The sequence below is a fragment of the Fibrobacter sp. UWH5 genome (genome assembly GCF_900142505.1).
GTDB lineage: Bacteria > Fibrobacterota > Fibrobacteria > Fibrobacterales > Fibrobacteraceae > Fibrobacter.
Window position 1 is genome coordinate 100,894 of record NZ_FRBB01000001.1, and the last position, 12,364, is coordinate 113,257.

Sequence of the window (12,364 nt, forward strand, 5' to 3'; positions counted from 1 at the left end):
AAGAATTCACATGATTAAGAAAATTGCAATTGGCGCGGACCACGCCGGTGTAGAATACAAACTGCTTCTCGTTCAGTATTTGGAATCCAAAGGCTATGAAATCGTAAATGTGGGTACTGATTCCACTGATGCCGTCGACTATCCTATTTACGCAAAGAAGGTTTGCGAAGAAGTGGCCAGCGGTCGCGTGGATACAGGCATTCTGATTTGCGGCACCGGCATTGGCATGAGCATGATGGCCAACAAGCAGAAGGGCATTCGTGCAGCAGTATGTGGCGATACCAAATCTGCAGAGTTTACTAGACTTCATAACGATGCTAATGTGCTTTGTATGGGAGCTCGTATTATCAGTTTTGATCTTTGTGAACGGATTACAGAAATTTTTCTTGATACTAATTTTATGGGCGGAAAGCATAAAATTCGAATAGATATGTTTGAATAACGAAAATGGTCGATTTTTATGGTAAAATTAAAGTATCCTCCACCAAAAGAATTTCTTGAAACGGAAACACGTAACGGCTATACCATTTCTACAGATATGAAAAAAGTCTGGGCGGTTGAATTGGATTTAGCTCAAGAACTGCTTAGAGTTTGTGAAAAACATAAGTTGAATATTTATGCTATTTCAGGTACTCTGCTTGGCGCTATGCGCCATGAGGGGTTTATTCCTTGGGACGATGACATGGATTTTATCATGTCTCGTAAAGATTATAAAATTTTGTGTGAAGTTGCTCCCCGAGAGTTTAATGCACCTTATTTCCTTCAGGAATCTGATTCTGGAGAAGAGCTTGTTTTTGGTTGCGCAAAACTTCGTAATAGTGCAACAACTGCTTTGGAAATAAATAGAGTTTTTTCATACAATCAGGGAATCTCAATAGACATTTTTCCCTTGGATAATTTGTCAGATGCACAATCTAAGAAGTTTTTTCAAAAGAAAAGGGGTTCTCTGTATCGTACTTTGACGTGGGGTTTTGCATTTTTCTCTACAAGGTATTTCCCTGCAGAGGGAATTTCTCGAATTCCTAAAAAGGTAATACACAAATTGTTCTCGCCGCTATTTGTGAAACTACAATCTTTTTTTTATAAAAAGATGACTCGTATTTCTCAAATATATAACAGAAATAAAACGAAACAAAGTCAAGTTTTTGTCTTTACAAATATGTATGATGATTTTTATAATGAAGACTTTGGCTCAGTTAGGTATGAACCCTTTGAATACATAAAAGTTCCTGTAATGAACGGTTTCGATAGGGTTTTAAAAGCAACCTATGGAGAACAATGGAAACAGCCTGCTAAAGAACCGAATTGTCACGGAACTATGCTGTTTGATACAGATAAGTCTTATTTAGAATATTTGAAAGAATCAGTAGAAATTAAATAAAACGATTCTTTATGGCATGCAACCAAAGCGGAAGAAAAATGTTGTGTTGTAAAAACCAGGTCTCTACTTGATAAAAACGAGATAGTTTTTTTAAATCTAAATCAAGAAGTAAATCTTGAAGGTCTTTTGACTGCCATAGAGAAATGACATCATTGACCTTTTCTTTAACACTTTTGGTGTTTTTTTTATTAAAATAACATTTTCCCCAGCATTCGTAAAATGCTATTAAAGTTGCATTTGAAATTTGTTGATTGTATGTCGGAGCAATTTCTTTGTAGCATAACATTGCTTTATGTAAAATAGCCCAAATATCTTCTCGGTATTTGTGGCATGAAGAATCGTTGTGTTTTCTCCAGTAGTAAAGTGTTCTGTGTAAAACGGTTGCTGAGCCTTTTTCTAAGGCTTGAAAATTAAAAACAGTATCTTCTTCTATGGGTAATTTTTCGTTGAATAGAATATTATTGTTTTTTAAGAAACTGTTTTTATATAATTTGCAAACAGTTAATTGGGAAAGAGCCGCAGAGAAATTGCTTCGAACAAAAATATGAGAGAGAATATCCTCTTTGTTATTGGCATTATAAGAAAGTCTGTTGGTGACTTTTTTGTTGATGTTTGTTTCTGCACATTCCCAAAGAACAATATCTGTTTTAGATTCGCATGCTGCTTTGTATACTAATTGACAAGTGTCTTTGTCTATCCAATCATCCGAATCAACAAATGTTATATATTCGCCTTGAGCTTGGCTAATCCCGAAATTTCTAGTGGCGGATACTCCAGCATGTTCTCTACGGAAGAATTTAAATCTTGGATCTCTTTTTGCATATTCCTCGCATACAGAACATTCTGCGTCTGGAGCTCCGTCTGAGACCACGATGAACTCGCATTCCTTCATTGTTTGTGCAAGAAGTGAATCAAAACATTCCCTAAGAAACTCTAGGGGAACCTTGTAGACGGGGACTATGACGGAAACTTTGATCATGATTTCAATAATGTAAATAATTTCCAAATTTTTTCGCGTAAAGTAGTTTTAATTCGGTACTTAAAGAGTAACTTTTTTAAAGAAGTGGAGTCAAGATCTTTAAAAAAATCAGCACGTTTAGGATGTTCAATACTTGAATGAATGATGCAGGGATTTCCTTCAATAGCCCTTTTTAGATCTGAAATACAAAAGTCAATTTTTCTGGAACATTGATCAAGTAGATTTTCTCCGTGTTTCGTGTTCAGTAACACAACTGAAGTTCCCTTGTCATCATCCATTGATGGATGAACCTCTGCGATATTCCAATAATCTCCAAGTGTAATATCGGCGATACGTGGAATTTTCCCGTAATGGCAATCGGAACATGATTTGTTTAGACAAAGATTCTGTAAAAAAATTTGAATGTATATGTCTTTGGACATGTGTGTGTGTGTTTGAAAAAGTTCTCTAGAACAGTATTCAATGACATTAGTCATTGAATATCGTCTCCATCCATGTCTTTTGTCTCGGAAGAACGATTGTTTCACAGAGCCATTAGTGCTTCGTTCGATTTCATCCACAAATTTTTCCCAAACCTTCACGCTAGGCGTTCCATGGCAGACGATATCAACGGTCCAGAGATTTTCGTTCCTGCTTTTGCCAAGAACTGAATACAATGCAGCAACCTGGCAAGGCGTTCCTGAGAACAAAACCTTGCGACCATCCTTCAGCAAAGAACGTACTTTTTTATAAATCAGCCCGGCATCTGCCTGAACATACTTGGATCCTCGAAGTTTTGCCAAATCAACCTTGTTATCTACAAGAATATGGCCAAATTTTGTGGAAGACAACTGCGCAACTCCAACAACCACGCCACCATCATCAAGAATCTTTTCTGCAAGAATTGAAAAAATACCACCACTTGACGATGCCAAACGAATTTTTTCATCCTTGGCGTAGGCCGCCATTGTTTTGGGAGAATTGCTAGAATCATTTGGATTCTGAACATCTGTTATCCAGGGACAGGCTCGTTCACAGGCTCCACATTGAATGCATTTTTCCGCGTCAATCAGCGGACGATAAAATCCCTCAGAATCCAACTGCATGGAGATTGCATTACGAGAACATACATTTGCGCAAGCAGCGCAAGAAGAACAATTCGTAGCTGGAATACTCATTGAAGTTCCTTCTTTTTCAATGGTTTGATAAACTGTTTCAGCAAAGAACGCCTATCATGAAACAACAAAAGTTCTGACTTTGTCAAAGAATTGTTCTCGCACTTCATTGATAGCAAATGTAAAGTGCAAAGCAAATCTGCTACTTGGAACAACTTATAATCCTTGGGCAATACTAGTTTTGTTTCAAAGTTATCAAACTCTGTTGCAAAAACCGAATTCAGAACTTTAGCCAGTTCATGTTGACCATTATCGTAATACAATAAGATACGATCAAAAGATTGAAAAAAATCGGATTTGTCCCGAAAAAAACGTGATATGATTCGTGCTATATTCGCCTGTAAATCTAACGAAGATTTTGCGACCTTTTTATCAAAACGAAAAATCTTGTACTTAAAATCAACCTTTTGAGCAAAGAAAAAAAGTTTTGAAAAAAGTGCACGACGTTCATTCGGACTCAAGCAAGAAAACATTTCTTCCCTTCGAATCAACGGAGCTGTGTGAATCACAAATTTTTCGTCATATCCTAGGTAAGCGAGGTTTTCGTTTAATTGTGTTACTGCTGAGGAAATATCCACTTTTTGATTATGGAAAAGCATACTAACCAGGTAATACGGACACCTGGAATCACAAGGTCCAAAATCTCCCGCTTCATCAACAAAAACAGATAAATCCATCAACGAACCTCTCCTATACACGCAAAAAAGGCGAGCAGTCTGCCCGCCAGTTTTGGTTGAACCTGGGTCAATTGACCAGCTCAAGTATCACTAATATATAATAAAAATTTCTTGTCGTCAACGATTTCTATAACATCCGTAGCATTTTGCAAACAACTGTTGACAAAATTATTTCCTAACCAGTTTCCGTAGTGGATTCAGCACTAGGTCTTGTTCGTATTTGTTCATAGAGAACGCAAAGAACAGGGGTAAATAAACAAGCAGATACACGCCGATACCCAAGCCAAGCAATACCCAAGAATTAAGATAAAAATGCTGCAAAGCAAAATATCCGCCCACAGTCAACATACCCGGAACAATTGACATTTTAGCAATTTCGATCCAAAATCCCACAATATTGATTTTCTGTTTGACCTGGTAATAGACGTTCATTACAATGATTTGCCCCAAAACCAGGGCTCCCGCGATAGCGCAAGCACAGCCGATTCCGCCATAATACTTAGCCAAAGGAATCTGAGCGCCCAAACTCACCAGAGAAATCGCCAAATATAGTAGTGACCTAAACTTCATCTGGTTACGGGCCTGCAAGATGGTGATTCCAAGATTTTGGATCAAGGGGACAGTCAAAGGAATAAAGAACAATAGGGCGATCTCATATGCATCGGAATATTCCTCTCCCGCCCAAAGATTGATAAATTGACGGCCAAAAAGAAAAAAGCCAGACAGAATCAAGGCCATGACACAATACTGAATTCGACCAGTCTTGATAAATAAATCAGAAATCGCTTTGCCGTCTGAATCTTTAACAGCCATAGCAGTAACTCTAGGAAGCAAGACACCGTTAATCGCCGTTGAGAATGCCATATACATATGTTGCAGCTGGATGGCTACTGCAAAAACAGCAACAACTGCAGTGCCTGCAAAAGCACCAAGAACAAATTGACCGGTACTCCAATAGATTCTATCCATAATGGCGTTCATGAAGATCCACAGGGAATAGATAGAAACCTCCTTAAGGAAACCACATTCAAATCGGCCAAACTTAACCTTGATTTTCAGGTAATGTTTACAATACCAGAAATTTGCCGCCAAGGTCAACACATTGAACACCGTAGTCACCACAACCATGGCCACAGCCTTATAACCATAGTTCAGAAGGACAATCATCGTAGCCGTATTCAATACGATACGGACAATGGCAATAACTTTTTGGAACACAAACTGTTCATAAGCGGTAATGATAGAGCCAAATAAGCTGAACGGAAAGGTAATCGCAAGATTAGCAACCATTAGCAACAGAATAAGCTTTGTACGATCTAGTTCAGAAGCAGTCATTGATGCATCAAAGATATTCTCTGCATTCAAATAAAGAACACCACCTGCAGCTAGAGCAATCAAACCTATTCCACAATAAAGCAAGAAGAACATTCCGAACATTTTATACTGTTCTTCTTGTTTACCTTCCGCCCGATACTTTGCCGTATAACGAACAATTGCGTTCCCAAAACCCAAATCAAGAATCGTCAAATAGGCTACAATGGACGCAGCAATGGAATAAAGCCCATACTCGGACTTACCCATCATGCGAAGCATGAAGGGAGTGTAGATTAATCCAACAAGATTTTGTAGGGCCAAAACTACATAAGAAAGAAGTGCGCCTATTTTAAGTTGAGACTTTGGCATTTAGGATTCCAATGCTTTCTTCAGCCAATTCAGCGAGAACTGACGCATTTCTTCCAATTTTCCGGAATTATACAAATTAAGCAAAGATTCAAAACGGGCAGCGCCACGATCGTCATTGTAGACGCAATTAAATTTTTTTTCAAAAATTATGGAAAAGATTGTCCCATGAAATGAGTCTGTTACGACGTAAGAGGCGTCCCGGAACAATGCGAGCCATTCTTGTAGTGAATATTTCGCATTTTTTTCTGCTGAGAAATATTTAATCGGTATTTTCTTCTCGGTAGCAACGTCTTCGCATAATTTTTTTATTTCGTCATTTAAATCTAGAATGTATGCGGCAATGTAGGACTCGCTTTTAACAGAAATGTTTGAACAAAGATTTAAGTAGTCATTTTTGTCAAGTAAAAGAGTTGGATCAAGAACTAAATCTGCATGAACCCCTAAATGCTTGTTGCAGAGATCTATTCCCGATTTTTCACGTACGCTTATAGCATCAAATAATTTAACTAATTTAGAGCATCTCAATGTTTGTATTTTGGTGAATTCCCATTTTTTTACACCGAAAGATGCTGCATAAGCTATACGTTTTATTGAATGCCTACCCGTAAATTTTAAAAACATATTCTCTATGCTATGGTTGTACTTAGGACGCCAAACTTGGTCGCTACCGACAACAATAGCTTCAAAGTGGTTGTCTCGTATAAGTCGTTTGGAAAAATGCTTAGAAGGATTAGATGTGTTTAAATATTTTAAAATAAAACTTTCGAAATACGGCAATCTCTTTGTGGAAGGAATTTTCGCGAAATTCCTTTTTTTTCCAGGAATGAAAAATAGTAGAATTGTTTTTATCCAAGAAAGAAAAAACATCCATAGTGGAGCGATCAATGGTGGTTGGTCAATTGTTTCTGGTTGATGGCCCAACTGCTTTAAAACTTTCTGCAAAGCATAATTTTGCAGAATACCTCCATAATTTTGAAACAGGGGTTGGGTAACAATCGCTATTTTCATGTTCTCTCAAATATACACACTTTTTTTATTATATCACCGCTATTATCGTCGGTTAAATGTCATAAAATGCAATTGTTTATTGATTTAGAGAGCGTGCGCGTTAGGGATCGAAGTGGCGAAGCCATTCGGACTCGCGACGCGAGGCTGAACGGAAAAATTTTCGCAAAAGATGTTCTGGCACGGCGTTCGCGAAAATTTTATAACGCGAGAGCCCGCCCTGGCTTGCCGGGGAACGCCCAAAGTTAGGCAGCCATATGATGGCTTTTTCAAGCTGAAAAATAGTGCCGGTCATGCGGATGTTTTGACCTGAGGAAGGAGGGAACGTTTGTTGACCATTTGCGATAGTATGTTTCACCTTGCAAAATTTTCAACTTTATGGAGAACACTTTCTTGCAACTTATAGAATTTGCAAATTTCTTTTAGCTTTTCAATTGTCACGGATAATGCGAGTGATGATAGGAGAAGCACTGCAAAAATGGCTAAAGGGTGTTTAAAGCCGTAAATAAAATTGTGAAAGAAATATGCGAGAATAAAGGTGTGTGTTAAATACATGTTTGTTGAATGTTTCCCGACAAAAGACAAAAAACTAAGCTGAACTTTTTTCCATCTGCAGAGGCTGACGACAGCTAAGCAAGTGAACAATGCTATAAAGGGATCAACAGTGTTTCCGTAAAAATAAAGGGAGAGAACGTTGTTGCGAGCATAAAAGCAAAAGGATGCCAAGCAGAAGGAAATAGGAACAACGCATTGAATTGGGATTTTGTTGAGTATGGTGTTGATGCTCTTTTTGCGAATAGCGATAAAAGAGCCTATGGCAAAAGTGCAGGCATAAGAGGATAAACCAGCTGCGAGATTTTCCAAAGGTGCTGTCATTCGGTATGGATTAAAAAAGAGAATGAATAAAACCAATATGGAAACCACATTGCTTCGCATGGCCCAGAAAATGATGGGGAATAAGAGGTAGGAAACGATAATCAACCGGTTGAACCACCATGTGGCATTGTATGATGACAGTTCCTGTAGACCTAGGAAATCTTTAAAAAGACATAGATAAATATCGGCATCACTCCCGTAAGCGGTGTGTAGCGTTCTGCCGAATATAAAAACTCCGATGGGAACGAAGATGACAAAAATAAACCAGTAACTCAAGAAAAATTTTATGAGTCTTTTGCATAGAAATTGAATTGTTTTTACAAATGATTCTTTGGTAGAATGCCCCTGGATTTTTTCATATTGAATTGAAAGACCGTAACCCGATAGGAACAAAAATATGGCAACACAGGTTTTTCCTGTTAGTGCCGCTTTAAAAAAGAAATGTCCGTATTCAGGATTTCTATAGAATAGATGATGGATTAGCATTGCGCATATGGCAATACTCTTTACAATATTGGTCTCTGCAATTGTCAGTGCGTAATCTATTTTATTGGCTTCCATGAGATTACCTCAGTCGGTCATTAAATGTAGCTTACCGGCACCGTATTGACATTTTCTGTTAGCGGAAAGTGTGTCGAAGTCAGGCACACGAACAGTTAAAATCCCGAACACTTCTCAGGAACTCCACAAAAAAGGTTCATCTCGTTAAGAGATGAACCTTTTTCAAATTTAACCCAAACTTTAAAAATTAATTGGTAGTGAGCTTGAGGAAGTTCGGGGTGAGAACAGCGCAGTCATCAGTTTCGCTAGTAGATCCGTGAATCGTAGCAGCGTACTTAACCATGCCTCCTGCAGAACCATTCTGAGCAGTAACAAGCTTCCAATCTTGCTTTGCTGCGCAATCATTCAAGGTTGCCTTGTTTGTTGCGGTCCAGTATCCAACGTAATTGTTGTCTGCAACAGAAGCGGTTGCACCGTAGCCCTTTGCATTCTTAGAGTCGTCGCATGCAGAAGAAGCATCGCAGTACCAGTAGTTAGAGGAGTTCTGCATCAAGTAACCGATTTCCTTCCAGTTACCAACGCGGATGCCCTTTTCAGCAACGTATGCGTCCTGCAACTTCACGTATTCTGCGGGAGTTTTGAAAACGGGATTTGTGTTGATATCATTTTTTTTCAAACTTTGCTCGTCCCTGAAATGTTTTTGGGGTAGAATGGAGGCTTTATGCTTTTTTATGATGCTGCAATGGAAAGTTTAAAAAATAACCCTGGTGAACTCACGGATTCGTCTATTGAAACTTATCAGTGGAATTTGAAAAAATTATATGATTTTTCTCCTGAACTTGATTGCTCTGCAATTGATGAAAGATTGATTCGCGAATTTAAGGCCCATATGCAGGAGTTGGGAAATAAACCCGCAACCGTGACGAAGGCTTTGTCTGTCTTTAGAATTTTCGTAAATCGTTTGCGTAGGGAAGGCCTTATTGAAAATGATCCGTTCAAGGGGGTGAGGATTGGACGGGTTTATACAAGACGAGGTTTCCTGACTGTACGAGAATTGAAGATGCTCTATTTAAACTTTTCGGATAACAAGTTCTTGCTTACAAGAGAAGAGTGTGAATGTGTGAAGGTATTTTTATTCAGTTGTTTTACGGGACTTCGGTATAGTGATTTGCAATCGTTAACTTGCAACGAAATTTTTGATTGGAAGATTCGTAAACAGACTCAGAAAACGGGAGAGTCTGTGTATATTCCAATACCAGTACAGGCACGCTTGCTCTTGCCAAGCCAATTAAATGGAAATGGTCCCGTATTTCATGTAGTTGAAAATTCGACTTTTAACAAGCGCTTGCGTCGTGCGGCAAAGAAAATTGGTTTTACAAAATATTTGCACTGTCACTTGGCTCGTCATACTTTTGCCACGACCTGCATTTCTTTGGGGATTCCTCTGCCTGCGACAAGTAAACTTCTTGGTCATCGCAACTTGGATACAACATTAATTTATGCGAAATACGTGGATTCATTTTTGGACAAGGAAATGAAAAAATTTAATAGGCTGTAAAACGGAAAGGAAAAAGGATATGTATAATGAAACTATGTCCTCTTTTAGGCCCGCGAAGGCTTTACCTCATAATGATCCTTTTGATCGGGTTATGCTTGCTAAAAAAAATATTATTGCTAAAATATTGGCGATTTTGTAGATTCTTTGACGATTCCTGCGGCAACCGAGGCTCTTGTGGCGCGAATGAGGGGGGGGGGCTTCGCGGCGCAAGATCTTGGTCTGCCAGAAAGTATGCGAGGTGAATGCCGCACAAATGAACTTGTTCATTTGTATGGCTGAACCGATGCTACGGACGCTTTAGCATCCATCGTTGAGGTCGTGGCTGAGCGTGTCCGTGCTTACCAAGCCCAGGCGGTACTGCTTGCTGATGTTCTCGAATTCGATTGCGGTAGCCATATTCAGGAATGTAGTAAAAAATATGGAGCCCAAGTCTGGTCGGGGGTGGCGGGAATGGGAATTTGCGGAAGAGTGAAAAAATTTATTGTAAGTGTCTTGTCAAACTCGCAAAGCTGGTGTATATTTGTGCAGTCTAACCAAAGTAAAGCCGTTTTTGTTCACGCCTGTAAAACGGAAAGGAAAATTACTATGCAACAAATGCAGAATAATATCTATATTAGCCAAGAGCAAACGGGAGTTTTTATGACTGACGAACTGACTTTGGCTTCTCTGAATCCGGCTCAAATGCTGGTAGTTGAGTCCTTCGCTAGCGTTACTAGTGAAGAAGAGTTGGCTGCGTTGACAAAACTTCTTAAAAATTTTTATGCAGAACGTCTTGAACAAGAGCTTGATAAGCGTTGGGAAGACGGATCTTTCGGCCAGGAAAAACTGGATCAACTGAAGACAGAACATCTTCGTACTCCTTATCGGGGGTAGTCATGCGAAAGATTGTTATTGATACGAATGCCATGCTGCAGATGCTTGGTAGTAAGTCTCCCTACCATTTTTTGTGGAAGAAATTTCTGAACGAAGAATATGTACTTTGCGTTTCAACAGAAATCCTATTGGAATATGAAGAAATCTTTCGTCAGAAGGCTGCAGACATTGTTGCAACCATGTTTATGAGAACGATTCAGTTTTCTTCTAATGTTGTACGAAAAGATCCGTTTTTCAGGTTGCGGTTGATAAAGAAGGACCCTGACGACAATAAGTTTGTGGACTGCGCCTTTGCGTGCCAAGCCGATTACATTGTTTCTGACGATTCGCATTTTAGAGAACTTAAAGATGTAAGCTTTCCTAAAATAAATCTGAAAACACTAGAAGCGTTTGCTCGGGATTTTGACGTTGATCGAGATGGATTTATTTAGTTGGGCTTTTGTGCAATTCTCGTTAGGGATCGAAGTGGCGAAGCCATTCGGACTCGTGAAGCGAGGCTGAACGGAAAAATTTTCGCGTAAGATGTTCTGGTTAGATGATAGCGAAAATTTTATAACGCGAGTGCCCGCCCCGGCCTGCCGGGGAACGCAAAAAAATCTTGACAAGTGGTGAACATTTGTGTGTTTTGTGATGAACCTTGCGCTGGTTTGGCTTGTCACGGCCTAGAATGCGCCGCTGTGGTTATATTCTGTGATTTGTTTTTTGCTTGTATTGCAGAAGGTTTGTTATGAAGAAAATTGCCCCTGTTGCTGGGAATGAAATTGTCCTCATTGACGAGAATTTGCTGAAGAGCAAGGTTTACACCATCCGCGGTGTAAAGGTTATGCTTGATGCCGATCTGGCGGTGATTTACGGGTATGAGACGAGAGCTTTTAATCAGCAGGTGAAATTAAACATCGACAAATTTGACGATGATTTTAGATTCCAACTTACGGATGATGAATTCAAACGTTTGATGTCAAAAAATTTGACATCAAAAACTGGACGGGGCGGAACAAGAAAACTTCCTTTTGTCTTTACCGAGCAGGGTATTTACATGCTCATGACGGTTCTTAGAGGTGGTCTTGCAACGCTGCAAAGTAAAGCAATAATCCGTCTATTCAAGGACATGAAGGACTACATTGCTGCCGAAAATCAGCAGTTACTAGGTTGTTCCAACTGCCTTCAAATTGCGAATTTGACGGCTCAACATTCCTGATTATTCCGGAGCGGCGGAGCCGCCAGTCCGGAAAAATGAGAGCCACTAGTCCGGTCTGACGGAGCCACCTGTTTTAGGGTTATTGTGCTTCAGATGGGTTCAACCCATACACTTTTCGCATGGATTTCCTTGTAAGCCCCAAGGAACGTGGCCTGAGGAAGGGGGGGGGGCATCAAACGTCTCGGAAGGTGCATGAACTTTTGACGATACCACTTCCGAGCCCTCGGAAGGAGCGTGAACTTTTTGCGACGGCCCGTTGCGTCATCCTGAGTGGCGAGCAGCCGCGAAGGAACCAGTCCAAAATTCCGCAAATGCAGCAAAAGTCTGCGCCCCAAGGGGTCAGATGAGGCTTCGCCACATCTGCCTGCGCTCGGTCATGCCAAGCTACGCACAAGTGCGTTCTTGTCACGACTCTCGCTGGGGTCACGATCGCTCCCGTGATTTAAGGGCGAAAAATTTTTACAATCTTTTTTCAAAAT

13 protein-coding genes and 1 pseudogene are annotated in these 12,364 nt (G+C 39.8%); 6 read left to right on the forward strand and 8 right to left on the reverse strand.

Annotated elements, in window-relative coordinates:
* Positions 1–10 precede the first annotated feature (10 nt).
* Both rpiB and BUB38_RS00470 read left to right on the forward strand, forming a co-directional pair.
* Positions 11–442, forward strand: a complete 432-nt coding sequence (gene rpiB, locus BUB38_RS00465) for a ribose 5-phosphate isomerase B (protein ID WP_073155555.1) — start codon at positions 11–13, stop codon at positions 440–442.
* 18 nt (positions 443–460) lie between these two features.
* Positions 461–1,381, forward strand: coding sequence for a LicD family protein (locus BUB38_RS00470; RefSeq protein WP_073155558.1), 921 nt, complete (start codon positions 461–463; stop codon positions 1,379–1,381).
* On the opposite strand, the gene BUB38_RS00475 is transcribed toward BUB38_RS00470, so the two are convergent.
* The 8 genes from BUB38_RS00475 to BUB38_RS00505 all read right to left on the reverse strand — a co-directional run bounded on the left by BUB38_RS00475 (position 1,374) and on the right by BUB38_RS00505 (position 8,932).
* Positions 1,374–2,360: a glycosyltransferase family 2 protein gene (locus BUB38_RS00475; RefSeq protein WP_073155560.1), complete on the reverse strand. Its 987-nt coding sequence runs from the start codon at positions 2,358–2,360 to the stop codon at positions 1,374–1,376. The two genes, BUB38_RS00470 and BUB38_RS00475, sit on opposite strands and share 8 nt — an antisense overlap.
* On the reverse strand, positions 2,357–3,517 hold the full coding sequence (locus tag BUB38_RS00480) for a Coenzyme F420 hydrogenase/dehydrogenase, beta subunit C-terminal domain (protein WP_073155563.1): 1,161 nt from the start codon (positions 3,515–3,517) through the stop codon (positions 2,357–2,359). Before BUB38_RS00480 ends, BUB38_RS00475 begins: the two co-directional genes overlap by 4 nt.
* Positions 3,514–4,191, reverse strand: coding sequence for a DUF3800 domain-containing protein (locus tag BUB38_RS00485; protein WP_073155566.1), 678 nt, complete (start codon positions 4,189–4,191; stop codon positions 3,514–3,516). Before BUB38_RS00485 ends, BUB38_RS00480 begins: the two co-directional genes overlap by 4 nt.
* A 168-nt stretch (positions 4,192–4,359) precedes the next feature.
* A complete protein-coding gene (locus BUB38_RS00490) occupies positions 4,360–5,874 on the reverse strand; it encodes an oligosaccharide flippase family protein (RefSeq protein ID WP_073155569.1) in 1,515 nt (504 codons plus the stop codon).
* Complete coding sequence (locus tag BUB38_RS00495; RefSeq protein ID WP_073155572.1) at positions 5,875–6,882, reverse strand: polysaccharide pyruvyl transferase family protein; 1,008 nt, start codon at positions 6,880–6,882, stop codon at positions 5,875–5,877.
* 100 nt (positions 6,883–6,982) lie between these two features.
* Positions 6,983–7,237, reverse strand: a complete 255-nt coding sequence (locus tag BUB38_RS16200) for a hypothetical protein (RefSeq protein WP_175547621.1) — start codon at positions 7,235–7,237, stop codon at positions 6,983–6,985.
* Entirely contained in the window at positions 7,234–8,316 is a 1,083-nt protein-coding gene (locus BUB38_RS00500) for an acyltransferase family protein (RefSeq protein WP_073155575.1), read from the reverse strand. The genes BUB38_RS16200 and BUB38_RS00500 overlap by 4 nt, the downstream gene beginning before the upstream one ends.
* A gap of 187 nt (positions 8,317–8,503) precedes the next feature.
* Positions 8,504–8,932, reverse strand: a complete 429-nt coding sequence (locus BUB38_RS00505) for a hypothetical protein (RefSeq protein ID WP_073155578.1) — start codon at positions 8,930–8,932, stop codon at positions 8,504–8,506.
* Between the two features lie 45 nt (positions 8,933–8,977).
* Here BUB38_RS00505 and BUB38_RS00510 point away from each other — a divergent pair, with 45 nt between their 5' ends.
* From BUB38_RS00510 to BUB38_RS00525, 4 genes and pseudogenes are all read left to right on the forward strand, one after another.
* On the forward strand, positions 8,978–9,814 hold the full coding sequence (locus BUB38_RS00510; protein ID WP_073155581.1) for a tyrosine-type recombinase/integrase: 837 nt from the start codon (positions 8,978–8,980) through the stop codon (positions 9,812–9,814).
* A gap of 318 nt (positions 9,815–10,132) precedes the next feature.
* On the forward strand, positions 10,133–10,687 hold the full coding sequence (locus BUB38_RS15720) for a hypothetical protein (protein ID WP_083541815.1): 555 nt from the start codon (positions 10,133–10,135) through the stop codon (positions 10,685–10,687).
* A gap of 2 nt (positions 10,688–10,689) precedes the next feature.
* Positions 10,690–11,118 (forward strand): putative toxin-antitoxin system toxin component, PIN family, encoded by a 429-nt coding sequence (locus BUB38_RS00520; RefSeq protein WP_073155584.1) that lies wholly within the window; start codon positions 10,690–10,692, stop codon positions 11,116–11,118.
* 296 nt (positions 11,119–11,414) lie between these two features.
* Positions 11,415–11,882, forward strand: a pseudogene (locus tag BUB38_RS00525) (ORF6N domain-containing protein); the annotation flags it as partial.
* Between the last annotated feature and the right edge of the window lie 482 nt (positions 11,883–12,364).

What these genes read in the sequence shown, in the direction of transcription:
- BUB38_RS00495 (WP_073155572.1), bottom strand. Translation starts at nt 6,882, where the DNA reads ATGAAAATAGCGATTGTTACCCAACCCCTGTTTCAAAATTATGGAGGT.
- BUB38_RS00520 (WP_073155584.1), top strand. Translation starts at nt 10,690, where the DNA reads ATGCGAAAGATTGTTATTGATACGAATGCCATGCTGCAGATGCTTGGT.
- BUB38_RS00510 (WP_073155581.1), top strand. Translation starts at nt 8,978, where the DNA reads ATGCTTTTTTATGATGCTGCAATGGAAAGTTTAAAAAATAACCCTGGT.
- BUB38_RS00480 (WP_073155563.1), bottom strand. Translation starts at nt 3,517, where the DNA reads ATGAGTATTCCAGCTACGAATTGTTCTTCTTGCGCTGCTTGCGCAAAT.
- BUB38_RS00470 (WP_073155558.1), top strand. Translation starts at nt 461, where the DNA reads ATGGTAAAATTAAAGTATCCTCCACCAAAAGAATTTCTTGAAACGGAA.
- BUB38_RS00490 (WP_073155569.1), bottom strand. Translation starts at nt 5,874, where the DNA reads ATGCCAAAGTCTCAACTTAAAATAGGCGCACTTCTTTCTTATGTAGTT.
- BUB38_RS00485 (WP_073155566.1), bottom strand. Translation starts at nt 4,191, where the DNA reads ATGGATTTATCTGTTTTTGTTGATGAAGCGGGAGATTTTGGACCTTGT.
- BUB38_RS00475 (WP_073155560.1), bottom strand. Translation starts at nt 2,360, where the DNA reads ATGATCAAAGTTTCCGTCATAGTCCCCGTCTACAAGGTTCCCCTAGAG.
- rpiB (WP_073155555.1), top strand. Translation starts at nt 11, where the DNA reads ATGATTAAGAAAATTGCAATTGGCGCGGACCACGCCGGTGTAGAATAC.
- BUB38_RS00500 (WP_073155575.1), bottom strand. Translation starts at nt 8,316, where the DNA reads ATGGAAGCCAATAAAATAGATTACGCACTGACAATTGCAGAGACCAAT.